This is a genomic window from Spiroplasma endosymbiont of Anurida maritima (assembly GCF_042465095.1).
In the GTDB taxonomy this organism is placed as follows: Bacteria; Bacillota_I; Bacilli_A; order Mycoplasmatales; family Mycoplasmataceae.
Genome location: NZ_CP102059.1, coordinates 352,223 through 372,051 on the forward strand (window position 1 = coordinate 352,223; position 19,829 = coordinate 372,051).

At 26.1% G+C, this 19,829-nt stretch carries 16 protein-coding genes, 1 other RNA gene and 1 pseudogene; 13 read left to right on the forward strand and 5 right to left on the reverse strand.

Going from position 1 to position 19,829, the window contains the following annotated elements; genetic code table 4:
* Nucleotides 1–3: 3 nt before the first annotated feature.
* From mnmE to rpmH, 5 genes are all read right to left on the reverse strand, one after another.
* The gene (mnmE, locus tag NPX79_RS01840) at nucleotides 4–1,368 is read right to left on the reverse strand and encodes a tRNA uridine-5-carboxymethylaminomethyl(34) synthesis GTPase MnmE (RefSeq protein ID WP_381415422.1); all 1,365 of its coding nucleotides are present in this window, start codon (nucleotides 1,366–1,368) and stop codon (nucleotides 4–6) included.
* 4 nt (nucleotides 1,369–1,372) lie between these two features.
* Nucleotides 1,373–1,828, reverse strand: a complete 456-nt coding sequence (locus NPX79_RS01845; protein WP_381415423.1) for an RNase H family protein — start codon at nucleotides 1,826–1,828, stop codon at nucleotides 1,373–1,375.
* 63 nt (nucleotides 1,829–1,891) lie between these two features.
* Nucleotides 1,892–3,172 carry a membrane protein insertase YidC gene (gene yidC, locus NPX79_RS01850; protein ID WP_381415424.1) on the reverse strand — a complete coding sequence of 427 codons (1,281 nt, stop codon included), beginning with the start codon at nucleotides 3,170–3,172 and terminating at the stop codon, nucleotides 1,892–1,894.
* Nucleotide 3,173: 1 nt separating this feature from the next.
* On the reverse strand, nucleotides 3,174–3,530 hold the full coding sequence (gene rnpA / locus NPX79_RS01855; RefSeq protein ID WP_381415425.1) for a ribonuclease P protein component: 357 nt from the start codon (nucleotides 3,528–3,530) through the stop codon (nucleotides 3,174–3,176).
* 12 nt (nucleotides 3,531–3,542) lie between these two features.
* Nucleotides 3,543–3,677, reverse strand: coding sequence for a 50S ribosomal protein L34 (gene rpmH, locus NPX79_RS01860; protein WP_381415426.1), 135 nt, complete (start codon nucleotides 3,675–3,677; stop codon nucleotides 3,543–3,545).
* Between the two features lie 159 nt (nucleotides 3,678–3,836).
* Between rpmH and dnaA the strand changes: the two genes are divergently transcribed.
* The 13 genes and pseudogenes from dnaA (at nucleotide 3,837) to tilS (ending at nucleotide 19,758) form a co-directional block, all read left to right on the forward strand.
* A complete protein-coding gene (dnaA, locus tag NPX79_RS01865; protein ID WP_381415427.1) occupies nucleotides 3,837–5,219 on the forward strand; it encodes a chromosomal replication initiator protein DnaA in 1,383 nt (460 codons plus the stop codon).
* A gap of 159 nt (nucleotides 5,220–5,378) precedes the next feature.
* Nucleotides 5,379–6,503: a DNA polymerase III subunit beta gene (gene dnaN, locus NPX79_RS01870; protein WP_381415428.1), complete on the forward strand. Its 1,125-nt coding sequence runs from the start codon at nucleotides 5,379–5,381 to the stop codon at nucleotides 6,501–6,503.
* Nucleotides 6,504–6,650: 147 nt separating this feature from the next.
* Nucleotides 6,651–11,039, forward strand: a complete 4,389-nt coding sequence (gene gyrA / locus NPX79_RS01875; RefSeq protein WP_381415429.1) for a DNA gyrase subunit A — start codon at nucleotides 6,651–6,653, stop codon at nucleotides 11,037–11,039.
* A complete protein-coding gene (gene serS, locus NPX79_RS01880; protein ID WP_381415430.1) occupies nucleotides 11,039–12,304 on the forward strand; it encodes a serine--tRNA ligase in 1,266 nt (421 codons plus the stop codon). Before gyrA ends, serS begins: the two co-directional genes overlap by 1 nt.
* A 359-nt stretch (nucleotides 12,305–12,663) precedes the next feature.
* The gene (locus NPX79_RS01885) at nucleotides 12,664–12,942 is read left to right on the forward strand and encodes a hypothetical protein (protein WP_381415431.1); all 279 of its coding nucleotides are present in this window, start codon (nucleotides 12,664–12,666) and stop codon (nucleotides 12,940–12,942) included.
* Nucleotides 12,943–13,423: 481 nt separating this feature from the next.
* Nucleotides 13,424–13,512, forward strand: an RNA gene (gene ffs / locus NPX79_RS01890) — signal recognition particle sRNA small type.
* Nucleotides 13,513–13,531: 19 nt separating this feature from the next.
* Complete coding sequence (locus NPX79_RS01895) at nucleotides 13,532–13,966, forward strand: deaminase (RefSeq protein ID WP_381415432.1); 435 nt, start codon at nucleotides 13,532–13,534, stop codon at nucleotides 13,964–13,966.
* 2 nt (nucleotides 13,967–13,968) lie between these two features.
* Nucleotides 13,969–15,855, forward strand: a complete 1,887-nt coding sequence (gene dnaX, locus NPX79_RS01900; protein ID WP_381415433.1) for a DNA polymerase III subunit gamma/tau — start codon at nucleotides 13,969–13,971, stop codon at nucleotides 15,853–15,855.
* Nucleotides 15,856–15,861: 6 nt separating this feature from the next.
* Nucleotides 15,862–16,446 carry a recombination mediator RecR gene (gene recR, locus NPX79_RS01905; RefSeq protein WP_381415434.1) on the forward strand — a complete coding sequence of 195 codons (585 nt, stop codon included), beginning with the start codon at nucleotides 15,862–15,864 and terminating at the stop codon, nucleotides 16,444–16,446.
* Nucleotides 16,447–16,455: 9 nt separating this feature from the next.
* Nucleotides 16,456–17,092 (forward strand): annotated as a pseudogene (gene tmk, locus NPX79_RS01910) (dTMP kinase).
* Between the two features lie 59 nt (nucleotides 17,093–17,151).
* Nucleotides 17,152–17,871: a hypothetical protein gene (locus tag NPX79_RS01915; protein WP_381415478.1), complete on the forward strand. Its 720-nt coding sequence runs from the start codon at nucleotides 17,152–17,154 to the stop codon at nucleotides 17,869–17,871.
* Complete coding sequence (locus NPX79_RS01920; RefSeq protein ID WP_381415435.1) at nucleotides 17,871–18,587, forward strand: tRNA1(Val) (adenine(37)-N6)-methyltransferase; 717 nt, start codon at nucleotides 17,871–17,873, stop codon at nucleotides 18,585–18,587. Before NPX79_RS01915 ends, NPX79_RS01920 begins: the two co-directional genes overlap by 1 nt.
* Nucleotides 18,577–19,758, forward strand: coding sequence for a tRNA lysidine(34) synthetase TilS (tilS, locus tag NPX79_RS01925; RefSeq protein ID WP_381415436.1), 1,182 nt, complete (start codon nucleotides 18,577–18,579; stop codon nucleotides 19,756–19,758). Before NPX79_RS01920 ends, tilS begins: the two co-directional genes overlap by 11 nt.
* Nucleotides 19,759–19,829 lie beyond the last annotated feature (71 nt).

Here is a 19,829-nt window from a genome sequence, read left to right on the forward strand (position 1 = left end):
CCTTTATTTACCTAAACAATACTTTCTAAACATTTCATCTAGAAGTGATTCTTCATTGATGTTCCCTAATATTTCTTGTAATAAACTTCAAGCATTGTTTAAATCAATATTAATTATGTCTGGTGGCATATTATTATCAACATTTTCTAGTGCTTGTTTTATAAAAAGATGACATTGTTCTAGTTTAGCTATTTGATTAATATCAACTAAAACTGTTGTGTTATCTTTAAAAAGTTCCTCATTTAAGAATATCTCTTTTATTTTATCAACTAATGATTTAATTTTTTGATTTTTAGCAGATATTTTTAAATAACTTTCTTTTAAATCTTTTATTGTTTGTTCTAAATCTTTATTTATAGCTAAATCTTCTTTATTAACAACTAAAATTAATTTTTTATCATTAACTTTAACTAACTCTAAGATTTCTAAATCTTTTTTAGAAAGTTTCTTTGTTCCATCCAAAACATATAAAACTAAATCAGCTTTACCTATTTCATTTTTAGCTTTTTCAATCCCTAATGTTTCAATTTTATTTTTAGTTTTTCTTATACCAGCTGTATCAATAATGTTTAATGAAATATCATCTAAATTAATTTTTGTTTCAATAATATCTCTAGTTGTTCCAGCAATGTCAGAAACAATTGCACGATCTTCATTTGCTAAAGCATTTAATAATGAAGATTTTCCAACATTTGGTTGTCCTAAAATTAAAACATTAATTCCTTCGTTTAGTTGTTTACCAATTTTGCTATAAAAAATTGTTTCTTGTAATTCTTTGTTTATATCAAATAACTTATCTTTTAAATCCTCTGTTGTTATATCCCCTACTCCATCATATTCGGGATAATCGATATTAACTTCAATATTAGCAACAATATCTAAAAGGTTGTCTTTTAATTGTGAAATTTTAGATGATGATTTTTTAAAAAGGTTTTTTTGAGCTAATTTTTTAGCATTACTATTTGTGGCATGAATTAGATTATTAATAGCTTCAGCTTCTATTAAATTTATCTTTCCATTTAAAAATGCTCGCTGTGAATATTCACCATTTAAAGCTAATCTCGCTCCATGTTCAATTAACAATTGAATTATTTCTTTTGTAATTAAAATTCCCCCATGACAATTAATTTCAATAACATCCTCGCCCGTAAAGCTTTTAGGACTTGTAAAACAACTTAGTAATACTTCATCAACAACTTGTTTTTTATTCATTATTTTTCGCAAATAAACTTTAAAAGATGATTTATTTAGGGATTGATCTAAAACTTTATTAATAATTTCATAACTATTAGGTCCAGATAATCTAATAACTGATATTGCTTGGGTCGCAAAAGACGTTACCGGAGCTACAATTGTATCATTAATCATTTATTTACCTTCCTAAAGCTTGCTTAGCAAGTTTGTCTGCTAAATCGTTATATTTATTATCACTGTGTGCTTTTATTTTATAAAATTTAATTTCTACCTTAGTTTTATAATCAGAAATTTTTGCAATATAATGTTTAGCAATTTCACTGTTTGCTTTTCATTTACCTAATGCTCATTTTTCAATTCCCGTGTAGTCATAAAAAATTGTTATTTGTTTTATATTGTGATTATATGCAAAATCAATTGCTTTTAAAGCGCCAAAAATTTCCCCAGCAACATTGCGAGCATCATTAAAACGAACATCATCAATTTTTTTACTATATTCAAGTTTATGAATGTTTTGCTCAGAATCCATGTAGAACATCACAACTCCAAATCCAAAACCTTTACGTCCTTTGATAAAAGAACCATCAACAAAAGCGGCACAAGCATTGAGGCTAACATATTTATTTATTTGCATAAGTTATTCCTTTTTATTATTTTACAAAAAAAAGTAAAAAGATTTCTTTTTACTTTTAAAAATTTATTTTTTTGGTTTATCTTTTTTTGATAAAGACACTTTAACTTTCTTCTTGGGTTGAGCTGTTCGAGTTTTGTCTTTTTTAGGTTTGTTATTTTTTGATTGATAACTTGTAACATCAATTGGTTCTATGTGGTTCACATCACCAGTTCCATTTGAAGTTGCAGTTGCTTTTTTAAAGTTAAATAAATTGATAAAACGATCACGCATTGTTACTGAGTTTTTCTTACGCTTTCTTTTTTTCAAGAAATGGAAGATTAATGTTTGCGTTATTTGAATTGTCGCTGAGAAAATTCAATAAATCGCAACCCCAGAAGCAATACTTAAAGTAACAATGAAGAATACAACAATCATTACCCCTTGCATAATAAATTGTTTTTTACGTGCTTTCTTTTGTTCGGGTGTTGTTGCTTTTTTACCTTTTAAGTTAAGTAATGTTGGTAACAACATTGATGTAACTTGAATTGGTAAATAAATTACTAATAATACTAAGTAAATTCAGTATCCTGAAGTAATCATGTCTCAAGGTTGTTGAATTAACGCGATTTCTCCAACTTGTGCTACTTTTAATAAACGTACAGTTCTAACAACGGTATACATCGCAATTAGGAAAGGAATTGATAAGAAAGATGAACCAATCGCTGATAATGGTGACACCCCTTCTTTTTTATACATTGACATTAATTCCAGTTGTTGCTTTTGTTTAGCTGCCGGATCTCGCGAACCTTTGTATTTCGCTTGAATCTCTCCTTGCTTCATTTGCATTAACTGCATTTTGTCTTGGTTTCGTTGTGCTTTTCACGAAAATAATAAAGTAATTAATCTAATAATTAATGATGTTAAGAAAATAGCTGCAATAATACCAGCACCATTACTTAATCCCCCAAATCCATTAATGAAACTAACCATTAATCAAGAAACTGGGAACACAAAGAATCCATAGAATGGTGATGCTGTTTTAACAAACGCATCTCCTCATGTTTGAATCCCTAAGTAAGGATATTGGTGTAATTGACCATCAATAATACTAAAATAATGTTCTTTTCCTAAACCTGATGTTCCAATAAGGATTTCAAAGAAAACCCCTGGTTTGTAAACATCTTGCCCTGTAACATCACGAACTTGTCAAACGTTGTATTTACTTACCATCATTTGTCCGCAACCTCAAAGCATAGAAATAATTAAAAACATATAAAGACCAAGCTTTAATCATTTTCAAGTTATTGCATATCAAGGTTTTCGATTTATTTTATTTTCTGAAAAAATATAATCTCGATAATTCATTTTACCCCTTTTGTTTATTGTTATTATTGTTAATTTTGTTAAAAGAATTTTTAACTGACGTTTGTTTTTCTAAAAAAGCTGTATTCAAAAAGTTAGCTCTAATAATCAATACAAAGTCGTAAGTTTTTTGATAATCTAGTGTTAAAAAAAAACTGTTTAAAATTGCTCTTGTTTGTCTTTTATATAAATTTCGATAAACAGCATTACACAACTTTTTACCAACTGAAATTCCAACACGATTTTTATCTATATTATTTTCTTTATAATATAAAAAATGCGTTTTACTTTTGATTATGTTACCTGTTTTAATAATGTCTTGGAATTCATAATTTTTTTTTACAATATATTCTTTTTTCATTAAAAAATGCTTTTATGCTGATATAGATTTTCTACCTTTAGCTCTTCTACGAGATAAAACTTTTCTTCCACCTTCATTAGCCATTCTTGCTCTAAACCCACATTTACGTTGGTGTTTAATCTTACTTGGTTGGTATGTTCTTTTCATATTTCCTCCTATTTTACTATAAAAACGCAAAATAACATTATGATAATATAATATTTTAAAGTGTAATACAAGAAAATATTTTAAAAATTGCTAAAACATATATTACAAAATGCCCTATTATTTTAGTATAATTATAACCGAAAAGGATTGGTTAGTTAAATGAATAATAATGTTTGAGATGATGTAAAAGAAATACTAGCAAAAGATGAAACAATTGATTCAGAATTATATAACCGATATTTTAAGAATACCTATTTTGGGAACATAATTGACAATAATATAATAATCGTTTGTAAAAATAAAATAACTATTAGTATTTTAAAAGCTGGCTTAAATAATAAAATTGAAAGAATTCTTTTTAATACAAATGGAATTCAATATAAATTACATTATGAGTTAGAAGCTGAGTTTAAAAATAATAAAACAAATGAAAATTTAAATATATTAAAAGAAAAGAAGATTATTGAAGATAATCAAGAACAAGAAGATAGCGATAATAAATTAGAGGAATTTTCAAAGAAATATACTTTTGATCGATTTATTAAAGGAGATTCTAATAATATCGCTTTTCATGCTGCATTATCGGTAACAAGAGAGATTGGTAACAAATGAAATCCATTATTTATATACGGAGATTCGGGATTAGGTAAAACTCACTTATTATTTTCAATTAAAAACAAAATAGTTAATGAAGATAAAAATCACTTAGTTAAATATTTAAACGCTGATGAGTTTGGAAAATTAGCTTTAGATGTTTTAAAAGATAAAAACCATTTAATTGAAGAATTTAAAACTTCATATAATAAATATGATTGTTTATTAATTGATGATATCCAATTATTGGCGAAAAGAAGTAAAACAAATGAATTATTTTTCTATATTTTTAATTCATTTATTGAAAAAAATAAACAAATTGTTATTACATCAGATAAATATCCAGATGAATTAGATGGTTTTGAAAGTAGAATCATTTCAAGATTCTCAAATGGTTTAAGTGTTGAGTTAAAATCACCAGACTTCGAAACAGCTTTAATAATATTAAAGGAAAAAATTAAAGAATTTAATCTATCAGCTTCAATTCATAATGATGCTTTAGAATATATTGCTCTTAATTTTAAAGGTGATGTTAGAAAAATTGAAGGTGCTGTTAAAAGATTGTTATTTTTAACATTAATTAACAATAAAAAAGATTTTGTTTTTACTTTAGAAAATGTTAAATCTGAATTTGGAAAAATAGCAATGAGCGATAACGAAAAAATTACCTTTAAAAAGATTAAAAAAGTTGTTGCAAACGAATACCAAGTAACAATTAAAAGTATGGTCTCGAAATCAAGAATTAAGATGATTAGAGAAGCTCGACAATTAGCAATGTATTTTTGTCGAATATTATTAGATGAACCTTTAAATAAAATTGGAAACGAATTTGGAGGACGAGATCACACAACCGTTATTAACTCAATTAGAAAAATTGATGAAGAAATAGCAAAGGACAAAAACTTCAAAAAATACGTAAATAGCATAAAAGAAAAAATTGAAAAGTAATTCACAACTTTATTAACAATTTATTTTGGTGTTTTATTAGATGAAATAAGGGATTTTTAACTTTTTCCACTTCCTAACACTTATAATAATAATAAATAATATATATAATATAAATTAATAAGAGATATATTAAATTTCAATTAAAGGTAGGTTTATAAAATGATTGTTAAAGTAAATAGAATTTTATTTTTAGATGCATTAATCAAAGCAGGTAGAATAGCAACTTATAAAACTAATATTCCAATTCTTCAAGGGATTATGTTAGATGTTAAAAAAGATCGTATGGTATTAGTATCATCTGATGGTTCTACATCTTTTAAAATTGAATTATTAGCTTCACACAAAGTCCAAATTAACTCAATTGGAAGTTTGTTAATAAAAAATAAACAAATCATTGAAATTGTTAAAAAAATGGAAGATGAATATATTAATTTAGAATCAGTTGAAAGTAGTGTTTTAAGAATCAAAGGAGATAAGTTTGACTTAAACTTTAATACTTTAAATGCTGTGGAATTTCCCGATATTGATTTTGAAACAAAAGGGGTTGAAATTAACTTTAATTCCAAAGAATTGATTAAAGCGGTTAATCAAACAGCTTTTGCAATTGATCCTAATGAAAATAACGTGATATTTACCGGTTTAAACATCAAATCAGACATAGAAAACAACAAAGTTGTATTTTCATCAACAAACGTTAAAAGATTGGCTTATAAAGAAACTTATTCAAGTCAAAAAAATAATTTTAATATCATTGTTCCTTTAAAATTTATTAGCGATGTTGCTAAATTAATTGAAAATGTTGAAAAAGTTTCAATGTTCTTAGAAGGAACAGGCATTACTTTTGCTTTCAACAATTCAATTATCAAATCTAAATTAATCGAAGGAAGTTATCCAGATATTTCAAGTGTTATTAAAATGGATACATCAACAAACATTTTAGTAAATCGTCAAAAAATCATTAAAGTTATGGATCGTGCTAGTGTCTTTTCTGTTCAAGATGAACAAAGAACGAATGTTGTAATTTTAAATGTTTTAGAAGATAAACTAAATTTCAGTTCGTATGCTAAAGAAACTGGGCAATCAGAGGAAATTGTTGATAATGTAAAAATTAATGGTAAACCAATCAAAATTTACTTTAATTCAAAATACTTCCTAGATGCCATCAGAGCTTTTGAGTACGATAACATTATTATTAGCTTTACAGATGAAAATGGTCCAATCATTATCAGTTCGAAAGAAGAAGAAGAACTACATCAAGTTGTTCTGCCAATAAAATCGTATTAAATAAACATTCAAAATAAACTATTTTTAACCTATTTTGAGAATAAAGTACTATAAAACGAACAAAGATATATAAATATAAATAATATGCTTTAAAATGCCTTATTTTAAGATAAAAATGGTAAAATTATCTTGAAATGAGGTTTTTTAATGGCTAATAGTTATAATTCAGATTCTATTCAAATTTTAGAAGGTTTAGAAGCTGTCCGTAAAAGACCGGGTATGTATATAGGTTCAACGAATAAAAAAGGTTTACATCATTTAGTATGAGAAATTATTGATAATTCAGTTGACGAAGCATTAGCTGGTCATTGCGATAGCATTTTTATTAAAATTAACAATGATAATTCAATCACAATTAAAGATAATGGGCGTGGAATTCCTGTGGATATCCACAGCAAAACTGGTGTATCAACTGTGGAAACTGTTTTTACAGTTTTACATGCTGGAGGAAAATTTAACTCAGATTCCTATAAGATATCAGGGGGTTTGCATGGTGTTGGTGCTAGTGTTGTTAACGCTTTAAGTAAATTTGTGAATATTGTTATTAACAAAGACGGTAAAAAATATTTAATCGAATTTGTTGATGGGGGTAAAGTAAAAAGTTCTTTAAAAGAAATTGGAACAACTGATGTTTCAGGAACAGAAGTTACTTTTTTACCAGATAAAGAGATTTTTACAGAAGAAAGTGAATTTGATTTTGAAGTAATTGAAAAAAAAGCAAAACAATTAGCTTTTTTAAATAAGGGATTAAGTTTTATCATCATTGATGAAAAAAATGATCGAACAATCAATTATAAATATGAAGAAGGTATTAAAGATTATATTAAAAGTTTTAGTAAAGATTTAACTGAATCAATTACAGGAATTTTTTATACAGAAGATATTCTTGATGGGATAACTGTGGAATGTGGTTTTCAATATAACAATAGTTATAACGACAATGTTTTTTCTTTTTGTAACAACATCAACACAAGTGATGGGGGAACTCACGAAGAAGGAATGAAATTAGCTTTAGTTAAAGAAATAAATCGTCACTATAAAGCAAGTAGTAAAAGTAAAAATGTTGAAAAATTCATTTGAGATGACATCAAAGAAGGAATTGTTGCTATTTTATCAATCAAACATCCAGATCCACAATATGAAGGACAAACTAAGGGTCGATTAGGAAGTTCTGATGCTAAAAAAGCTGTTAATGACATTGTTAGTCATAAATTACAGGAATTTTTACTAGAAAATCCGCAACAAGCTAAAAAAATCATTGAAAAAATTCAATTATCTTTTAAAGCACGTGTAGCTTCACAAAATGCTCGTGAAAGTACTCGTCGTAAAACAGTTTTTGACTCTTTTACACTTCCAGGTAAATTAACTGATTGTGAAACTAAAGATAAAGAACTTTCAGAAATTTATATTGTCGAGGGAGATTCAGCCGGGGGAAGTGCAAAATCAGCTCGTCACCGTTTTTTCCAAGCAATACTACCACTACGTGGGAAAGTTTTAAACGTTGAACGTGTAAAACAAGAAAAAGTTACTGGAAATAATGAAATAAATTCAATTATTTTAGCTTTAGGAACAGGAATAAAAAACCTTTTTGATGAAAAAAAACTTCGTTATAACAAAGTTATCATTATGACTGACGCTGATGTTGATGGGGCGCATATTAAAATCTTACTTTTAACATTTTTTTATCGTTATATGAAAAAATTATTAGAAAATGGGCATGTTTACATAGCACAACCACCATTATTTAAACTTTCACATAACAATAGTCATAAATATCTATATTCAGAAAAAGATTTAGAAAAAGAAAAAGCTATTTTAGATAGCAATTCTAAAAATTATAATATCCAAAGATATAAAGGGTTAGGGGAAATGAATCCAGACCAACTTTGAGATACAACAATGAATCCAGAAAAAAGATTGTTATTAAAAGTAAATGTGGATGATGCACTTGCGGCGAACGAACTTTTTGTGAGTTTAATGGGAGATAATCCTGAACCACGTAAGAAATTTATTAAAGAAAATGCTAAGTTTGTTAAAAANCTTAGATGTGTAGGAGAAACAATGAGTACAAGTGAAAAAATAAAAGAACTTTTATCTGGTACAAAAGTTGATGATGTTGATATCACAACCGAAGTTAAGACAAGTTTTTTAGATTATGCCTTATCAGTTATTGTTTCAAGAGCGATTCCTGATGTTAGAGATGGGTTAAAACCAGTTCATCGTCGAATTATTTACGCGATGAAAGGTTTAGGAATGACGTATGAAAAACCATATAAAAAATCAGCGCGTGTAGTTGGGGAAGTTATTGGTAAGTATCACCCTCATGGAGATAGTGCCGTTTATGAATCAATGGTAAGAATGGCGCAAGATTTTTCTTATCGCCATCCTTTAATTGATGGTCATGGGAACTTTGGGTCATTAGATGGTGATTCACCAGCCGCAATGCGTTATACAGAAGTGCGTTTAAGTCGATTAGCATGTGAAATGGTCCGTGATCTTGAAAAAGAAACGGTTCCTTTTGTAAGTAACTATGATAATTCAGAAAGAGAACCACGTTTTTTACCTGCCTATTTTCCAAATTTACTAGTAAATGGAACAACAGGGATAGCTGTTGGGGTTGCCACAAATTTAGCTCCTCATAATTTAGGAGAAGTAATTGATGCAACAATCGCTTATGGTGAAAATAATGATATTACAGTTGAGGGTCTTTTAGAATACATTAAAGGTCCTGATTTTCCAACAGGAGCCCTTGTTACATCTGGGGTTAAAATGATTAATGCTTATAAAGAAGGGCATGGTTCTGTCACAATTCGTTCAAAAATTGATATTGAAACACACGGTCCTAAAAATGATCGTAAAAGAATTATTGTTAAAGAAATTCCTTATATGGTAAATAAAGCAAAATTAATTGAAAAAATTGCTGATTTAATAAAAAGTAAGACAATTACGGGAATTTCTGACATTCGTGACCTTTCTTCAAATAAAGGTGGAGTTAGAATTGCGATTGACTTAAAGAAAAATGTTGAAGAAAAAATTATTAAAAATAATTTATATAAATTAACACCATTACAGACTAATTTTTCTTTTAATGTTGTGGCATTACATGATAACCAACCAAAAGTTTTATCATTACATGACTTAATAAAGTATTATTATGAACACAACATTAATATGATTATAAAAAGAAGTCAATTTGAGCTTAAAAAGCTTAAACAACGTCATTTAATTTTAGAAGGTTTAAAAATTGCCTTAGCAAATATTGATGAAGTTATAAAAATCATTAAAAATTCTGCAACAACACAAATTGCTAATGAAAATTTAGTAAAATCTTTTAATCTTGTTCCAGAACAAGCTAAAGCTATTTTAGAAATGAGACTTCAAAGATTAACAGCGTTAGAAATTGAAAAAATTAATAATGAAATTAAAGATATTGAAAAACGTATAAGTTATTTAGAAGAAGTTTTAAGTTCAAAAGAGCTTCAAAACAAAATTTTAACTAATGAGTTATTAGAGTTAAAAAATACTTATGATAACCCAAGAAGAAGTACAATTATTAAATTTGCTAGTACAGAAATTAACCCAGAAGAATTAGTTACTAAAGAAGATATTTTAGTAATGTTAACTAAAAATAATTACATCAAACGTCTATCTGATGAAGGTTTTAAGTTGCAAAAACGTGGGGGAAAAGGGATTAAATCCTTTAATGAAAACACATCTGAAGATAAACTTTCAAAAATTATTAATATGAAGACAACAGATTTAGTTTATTTCTTTACCGATCAAGGAAAAGTATATACATTAGAGGCTTATAAAATTGAAACGTATTCAAAACAAGCGCGCGGGTTACCGATAATTAATTTAATTCATATTAATAAAGATGAAAAAATTGTTTCAATCAATGCTTTATCAAAAGAAGATATGAATAAAAACTTTGTTTTTGCAACTGAAAAAGGAATTGTAAAAAAAGTTAGTGTACAAGATTTTGTAAAAGTGCCGCAAACTGGTNNAAAAAAAGCCACATCTTTACGAGATGGGGACAGATTATTTGGAGTAACGCTTTCAAAAGAAAATGATCAAATTATTTTAGTTAACTCAAAAAATAAGTTAGTTAAATTTGATGAAAGCAATTTATCATTAATGGGACGAACTACTATTGGTGTTAAAGGAATTCAAAACGATGATAGTACACTAATTGGATTAGTTTCAGCTCAAAACTCAGAATTTCTATTATCAATTTCTGAAAAAGGTTATGCTAAAAAAACTTTTATTAGTGAGTATAAAGAAACAAATCGTGGAACAAAAGGTGTTAAGGCTATGAACTTAACAGATAAAACAGGAAACTTGAAAACTGTTAAAGCAGTATTTGGAACTGAAGATGTTATTTTAACAAGTCATAATGGGTTTATTTTAAGAATTTCTTTAGAAGAAATTCCAGAATCAAAAAGACAAACAGTTGGGGTTAAAACTATTAAAGTTAACGACGATGATAAAGTGGAAATTTTAGAAGTTTTTAATCAACATCAAAAGGAGCAATAATGTTAGATCAAAAATTAATTGTAAATAAAACTAAAGAAGTTATTGAAAACCTAACCAAAAGAAATGGTGATTTTAGTTTTATCGAGAAAATTAAAGTAGAAATATTAGAAAAAAATACTTTGTTAGAAAAATTAGAAAACCTTAACAATAAACGTAATGTTTTATCAAAAAGCATTGGACAAATGATGCAAAAAAAAGAGCTTGAAAAAGCGCAAGAAGTTAAACAAGATATTAGTAATATAAAACAAGAAATTGTTAAGTTAGAAGGTAAAATTGAATCTTTTAATGAAAAAATCCACAACAAACTAGCTGTAATTCCTAACACTTTAGATTCTTCTGTTCCGATTGGTAAAGATGAAAATGACAATAAAGAAGTTTATGTTTGAGGCGAAAAATTTTTAAATCGAAATAAAGTTACATTAGAACATGATGTTATTGCGGTTGAAAAAAACCTTGCTTCATTTGAAGCTGGTGTTAAATTATCTGGATCAAGATTTTTAATCTATAAAAATCAAGGAGCAAAATTAATTAGAGCTTTGCATAATTTCATTATGGATTTACATGAAAAAAATAATTTTGAAGAAATTATTCCACCATTAATTGTTAATGAAGACATTATGTTTGGAACAGGGCAGTTACCAAAATTCAAAGATGATGCTTATAAAATAGAAGGCAAAAATGCTTACTTAACACCAACAGCTGAAGTTTCATTAACAAATATTTATAAAGATACGATTTTAGAAGTAAAAGAGTTACCTAAGAAATTAACAGCTTTTACACCATGTTTTCGTCAAGAAGCTGGTTCAGCTGGTAAAGATACAAAAGGGTTAATTAGATTACATCAATTTTTAAAAGTTGAGTTAGTAAAAATTGTTGATCCTGAAACATCTGATAAAGCATTAGAAGAGTTAACAAGCTATGCTGAAAACATCCTAAAAGCTTTAGAATTGCCATATCGAAAAATTTTATTATGTTCTGGAGACACAGGATTTAGTGCTGCTAAAACATATGATTTAGAAGTTTGATTTCCGTCACANAAAAAATATCGTGAAATATCTTCTTGTTCAAACTGTAAAGATTTTCAAGCGAGAAGGGCAATGATTAGAATTAAAAAAGATAAAAAAAATGTATTTGCTCATACATTAAATGGTTCGGCTTTAGCAATCGATCGTTTAGTAGCGGCTATCTTAGAAAACTATTGAGATGGCGAAAATATTAATATACCAAAAGTTTTAATTCCATATTTCAAAGCAGAAAAAATATAAGGGAACTTATATTTTTTTTTATGTTTATATGTTTCACGTGAAACATTCAACATAAATTATTGTATTTATAGTTTAAAAATATCTGAACACTACATTATTTTTCTACATAAACAACCACCTTTATTTAGGTTTATTTTTCTATTCAAATTAAAATGTTTCACGTGAAACATTTACAATGACCAGTTTAAAGGGTGGGTGTTTTTTATTGTTCTTGAAAAGTATGCATACAAGCATTTATTGCAGGCTTAATTTTTGTTATATAAAATCGTTTATTTCTATTAACAATTAAAATGTTTCACGTGAAACATTTGTAAGTCACAGCCTTTTGCTTCGTATTTTTAAAGCAAATAGATAATAAAATGCTAATTTATTTTTTAGAAATATGTATACAAGTTACACAACCAGCATTTATTTTATGTATACAAGTTACACAACCAGCATTTATTTTATGTATACAAGTTACACAACCAGCATTTATTTTATGTATACAAGTTACACAACCAGCATTTATTTTATGTATACAAGTTACACAACCAGCATTTATTTTATGTATACAAGTTACACAACCAGCATTTATTTTATGTATACAAGTTACACAACCAGCATTTATTTTATGTATACAAAACTATTGATCTTAAGTTTGATTTAACATTTTAAACGACCCGCAGAAAAAAATTTATAGACAAAATAAAAAGCATACACCTTAATTACAGATAAAAAATATGTATGCAAATTTATGCTAGGGAATGTCAATAAATTGTAAAAATCATTATTTTAAAAACTTGTTTTTCTTATGTGTATAAAATGTTTCACGTGAAACATTGGTTAATATCAAAAACTATATTTCAAATAGAAAACAATTATTTTTATATATGAATAATTAAAAGGGCACTACCAAATGTATATCTTAAAACATATATAATTTCATGTTAAAAAAATTAATTTTAGTATATTTTTAGAACACTATTTTCTATATGTTTCACGTGAAACATTTTAAAACCACTTTTAATTTATTATTTTTTAGTAAAAAACCCCTTATGTTCTAACAGCTTTTTTTAAAAATTTTTAAAATTAATAAATAATTTTATTTTTTACTACTTTGTAAATGTGCTATAATTTTATTGCCGGTACAATAGTTACATTCGAACCTGGTCAGAACCGAAAGGTAGCAGCCATAAGATTAAGGACTATGTGTGTTGGCATTTTTTATATATCGCGGAGTTCAGGATGAAAAATTTTAAAAACATAAAAGATTTTTTACAACATAAAATTAATAAAACTAGCGAAAAAAAAATACCGATAATAGCAGCAGCAGTTAAAAACAATAAAATAATTACCTTTTCTAAAAATAAAAAAGGGTGAAATAATAGGTTAAAACATGCTGAAATTAATGTGATAAATAAATGTCTAAAAAAGAAAGTAAATTTTTCTGACATCACTATATATGTTAATTTAGAGCCCTGCATGATGTGCATGGGAGCCATTAAAAACGTAGGTATTTCGAAAATATATTATTATGTTGAGAACCAAAAAAAAGGTTTCATAACATCAAATTTTACACACGATATATCAAAAATGGATATAAAAAAATCAAACGATAAAAAGATAAATAATTTTTTTAAGGAAAAACTTGAAAATTATTTTAAAAAAATAAGGGGATAAACATGGCATACATTTCACTATATAGAAAATATAGACCTAAAAGTTTTAGCGAACTTGTAGGACAAAAAGAGATAAAACAATCTTTGCAAAATTCAATTATTGATAAAACATTTCAACACGCATTTATTTTTTCAGGACCACGTGGTACTGGTAAAACAACAACAGCTAAAATTTTTGCCAAAACAATTAACTGTCTAGATATAAAAAATGGTGATGCTTGTAACAAGTGTTTAAACTGTAAAGATTTAAATGAGAATCACTCAATAGATATTATTGAAATTGATGCTGCATCAAACAACGGTGTAGATGAAATTAGAACTATAAAAGAAAATGTATACACAAACCCAACTAAAACTAAATTTAAAGTTTATATAATTGATGAAGTTCATATGTTGTCTATTTCGGCATTTAATGCTTTATTAAAAACATTAGAAGAACCACCGTCACACATAGTGTTTATTTTAGCTACAACAGAGTTATTTAAAATTCCTCAAACTATAATTTCACGTTGTCAGCTTTTCCCATTCAATAAACTTTCTAACAATGATTTAAATTATAATATGCAAATAATTTTAGAAAAAGAAAATGTTAAATTTGAAAAAGAAGCTTTAAATGAAATATCAACTTTGTCTAGTGGTTCTGCAAGGGATTCACTAACAATTTTAGAACAGATAATAAATTTTTCTAAAAGTAGCGATGTCACTATGGAAAATTTAAAAAACAGTTTTATGATATTATCTTCAAAAGAAAAAATGAATATTTTACTAATGATCATTAATTACAAAGTTAGTGATTTACTTTCTTTTATTGATTACATATCTTCTAAGGGAATTAATTTAATTCAATTGTTAAATGATTTATTAGTCATAATTAAAGAATTACTACAGTTTAAATTAACTTGAAAACAAGATTTTATCTCAACAATTAATATTGATTTTGCAGAAGAAATTGCAAGCAAAATTGATTACAGTTCGCTTTTAAAGTTGTCAGATGAATTCATTTCAGCAATTTCAAATCACAACGCAAACGTTTCAGAAGAGAGCTATATTAAACTTTTATTTATCAAAAGTTTAAAAATATTTGAAAATGGACAAAACATTGTTGATAACAAAGTTCTAAATAATATAGATAATGTAGAAAATATTTCCAAAACAAAAAAAGAAGAAACATTGGAAATAAAATCTTACGACGATAAACCAAAAAGTACGGTTGTTGAAAAAAACGCAATTAACCAAAACGAAAAAGACATAGAATTAAAGATTGTTGATAATCAAGAGTTAGAGTCGACAAAAATTTCGGAAGTGGAAAAAATAGAAAGTGTAAAAGCTGACTTTGTTCAAGAAAATGAAGTTCACACAAATACAGTTTTACCAATTCATGAATTAAAAGACATCAATGTAGAAATGGATACTTTAATTCAAATTTTGTCTAATGCAAACAGTTCAAGTTTAGCAAAAGAAAGACGCGAAAAAATAGTAAATATTTTAAATAAGATTTATAGCGAAAAAACTTTAAAGCTAAATTATTTAGATGAGTTTAAAGACGCAAAAGTTGTTTGTGTTAGTGATGATGAAATTATGCTAAAGGTAGAAACAAAAGCACAAGCTAATGCTTTATTGCACGAGTTATCAAATTGAGAGACAAGAAGTAAATTATTTGTTATTTTAGAAAAAGAATATCTAATTGCTGTTGTTAGTGATCAAGAATTACAAAACTTAAAAATGGATTTTTATAAATTAAAACAAGCAAATAAATTACCACAAAATCAAAGTCAAAATATTGAAAAATATTACGAAAATTTATTTAGCAAAAAAATTGAAGATTATGAAGAACATAAAGAAGCAATTGAATTAGGAAAAGAAATTTTCAAAAATATACAGATAAAATAGGTTTTTATGGACAAATACACAGAATTAATTGAACAATTTAAATTACACTTTAATGTATCTAAAAAACAAGCTGAGAGGCTTTTGGCGATATATTTAAACAATGAAGATAAGTCTAAATCATTAATTGAATTTTTAGAAAATTTTCATTCTAAATATAAACAATGCAAAACTTGCTTTTCTCTTGTGTTAGATCAAGATTGTATGTTTTGTGAAAATGAAGAAAGAGATCAAAATATTATTTGTGTTGTTGCAAATGTTTCCGATGTATTTTCTTTTGAAAAAAGTAAATTTTACAATGGTTTATATCATGTTTTAAATGGAGAAATTAATATTCGTAATGGAATATTGCCGGAAAATTTAACATTAAATCAGTTAAATAAACGTTTAGATGTTAATATTGTTAAGGAAGTAATAATTGCTTTAAGCTCAACTTTTGAAGGTGAAGTTACATCTCAATTTATTAGAAATAATATAGTTTCAAAAGAAATAAAAGTAACAAGGTTGGCAAAAGGAATTTCAACTGGTAGTTCAATCGATTACTTAGATGAAGAAACACTAAAGCAAGCATTAAAAGGAAGAACAGATATATAGGAGGAGTTTATGCTCTTTATAACACTTGAAGGAATTGATGGTGCCGGTAAATCAACGGTAGCAAGATTTTTAAAAGAAAGATTAGTAGAAGCCGGTCACGAAGTTATTTTAACGAGAGAACCCGGGGGGCAATGAAATTGCAGAACATATTAGAAAAGTTATATTAGAAAAAAAATATGTTTCAATGGACCCTTGAACAGAGGCACTTTTATATATTGCGGCTCGTAAGCAACATTTAAATGACGTAATTATTCCTGCTTTAAAAGAAGGCAAAATCGTTATTTGTGATCGATTTATGGATTCGACATCTGTTTATCAAGGATATGCAAGAGGTTTAGGAATTAGAACTGTTGATGAAGTTCAAAGAACTGTTATTGGCTCAACACAACCAGATTTAACATTATTTTTTGATTTAACAGTTGAAGAAGCTCGTAAAAGAAAAATAAGTCGTTTTGAAGAATCAGATCGCTTAGACTTAGAAAATAGAGATTTCTTTGTAAAAGTTCATGAAGGTTACCAAGTTTTAATAGGTGACAATGTGGATCGTATTAAAGTAATTGATGCAGAAAAACCGCTAAAAAACGTGATTGAAGAAGCATTTTTACAAATTAAAGACAAAATTAAAGATATTAAAGAAAGCGTTTAAAATGAATATATTTGATAATGAAAAAGTTAATAATTTATTTTTAGATTTTAGAAAAAAAAATAATTAATGGCGATTTTCCCAATCAAATAATTTTTTATGCTCAAAACAATCAAATTTTAGAAGATTTTTCAAATTTGTTAGCAAAACAACTTTTTTGTCCAAAAGAGCAAAAAGACATTAACTGCGATTGCGCTACTTGTACCAGAATTGAGCATATTCACGATTACATTAATGTTGGTAATTTCAAGGATCAAATTAAAAAAGAAGAAATAAAAAATATTATTAAATTGTTTTCTCGTTCAGCACTAGAAAAAAGTGCAATTAAACTTTATCGTATTAAAGGAATAGAAAATTTTAATAGTTTTTCAGCAAATTCTTTATTAAAATTTTTAGAAGAACCACCAAATAATACATTTGCAATTTTGTTAACAACAAATTTAGAAAAAGTTCTTCCAACAATAAAATCTCGTTGCCAAATTTTCTTTTTAGAAGATAAAAATAATAAAAAGGATGTAAAAGATAGTAATAATATAATTGATAAATTACAACAACAATTTCTAAAAAACCTAGCGACTAATAAAGATAATAACTTTATTTTAATTAGAAGTATTATTGCTATGAAAGATTTTGATAGTAAAGATTTCTTAAATAAAATGCTTGAAACATTTATTGAATCTAATTTCAATAACTATGAAATTACGCTAAAAGCTTTAGCGGAACTTAAACGAAATCAAAATGTTAACTTAGTAATGCAAAAGTGAATTTTGGAGCTTACATAATGGAAATTCTTAATGATGTTTTAGGTTATAAAAATACTAAAATTATTCAAGATAGTGAAATGTTTAACTTCACTTTAGATTCAGTATTTTTAGCTCGTTTTGTTTCCTTTAGACAAAGAGACAAAAAAATTTTAGACATTGGAACAAACAATGGTATTATTCCGATTATATTAACAAAGTACTTTAAAGGAACAATTGATGCTATTGATATACAACAACCAGCCATTGATTTAAGTTTAAAAAATTTAAAATTAAACAACATTGAAAATCAAGTTAATTTAATTTTAAAAGATATCAATGAGTATAAAGTTGCTAACGAAAACAAATATGATGTTGTTGTGTGTAATCCTCCTTTTTATAAAAAAGGAGAAGCTAAACTCTCAAATAATGAAGCTGTAGAAATTGCTCGCCAAGAAAAGTACTTAACCTTAAAGCAATTAGTTCAAAAAGCAAAAAGCTTACTAAATAATAAGGGATATTTTTATATAGTCTTAAGAGCTTCAAGGTTGCAAGAGCTAATGGTGCTTTTCAATGAAAATAATTTTGGAGTTCAAAAACTAAAATTTATTTATCCTAAAATAACTAAACCAGCAAACAGTGTGCTTGTGGAAGCAAGATTATTATCAAATTCTAATATTGTTGTTGAAAAACCATTAATAACACATAATGAAGATAACACTTATACAAAAGAGGCGCAGAAATATTTTGAAGATTAAATTTAACAAAAAAATGTTTGATAAAAATAAACAATATATTATTGCTGTTTCGGGTGGACCTGACAGCGTTTTTTTATTGGATTATTTTGTTCAAAACATAAGTAAAAATATAATTATAGCGACAGTTGATTATTGCAAAAGAAAAGGCAGTGATTTTGATTTTAACTTAGTAAAATCATACGCCAACAAGAATAACCTTAAATTTTTAGGTTTAAAATGTACAAAGAATGTCTATGGCCAATACAAGCAATATAAAAATTTTCAAGAACAAGCACGTAAAATTAGATATGATTTTTTTAACAAGATATTAAAAGATTGCAACTTACAAACGGGTGTTATTGTTGCTCATAATTTAACAGATAATATTGAAACATTTTTAATTCAAAAAGAACGTAAAACAGTTGTAGAACACTATGGTTTGAATGAAACAAGCTATTATTATAATCATAATCTTGAAAATAATAATCAACTAAAAGTTTTTCGACCAATGTTAAACGTTAAAAGAGAAACAATAATAAAATATTTAGAAAAACATAAAATAGCTTATGCAATTGATGAATCAAATGCTGAAAGTAACTATTTGCGAAACTATATTAGGAATAATGTTTTAAAAACAAAAAATTATAAACAACTTCTAAAAAGCATTTTAAAAAGTAATGAAGAGTTAATGAAAATAAAAAATACTTATAAAAATTTGCTAGGTAAAACAAGTTTTAATATTAATTTATATAATAATTTATCTTTACTAGCTAAACCAATGTTTATTTATAGTTTTATAAAAGAAAAAAACATGGAAAAACTACTTGTAGATAAAAAAAAGAAATTTGTTTTAGAAATTGTAAAACAATTAGATCAAGAAAAGCACAATGTTTTAATAAGTCTTGGTTTAAATTATTATTTTTGTAAAAATTATAAAGATATCCATATCATTAAAATTGATGATAACGATGTATATAATAAACTTGATGAAAGTAAAATACATTATAAAACAAATGATAGAAATATTTTTACAAAATTAAATTATAAAAAAGTTAAACTAAACAAAATCATTATGAAGTCAAAGATTCCATTATTAGAAATAATAAATGGTTATGTTATTTATGATAAAAAAGGTAATGTAATTGATTTTTCAAATAATATTAAAAAAGCTATGTTGAATAAATATTTATAACAATAGTTATTTTTTAATATTGGGTTTATATATGATAAAATCATATTGTTTATATTTTGATAAAATAAAAG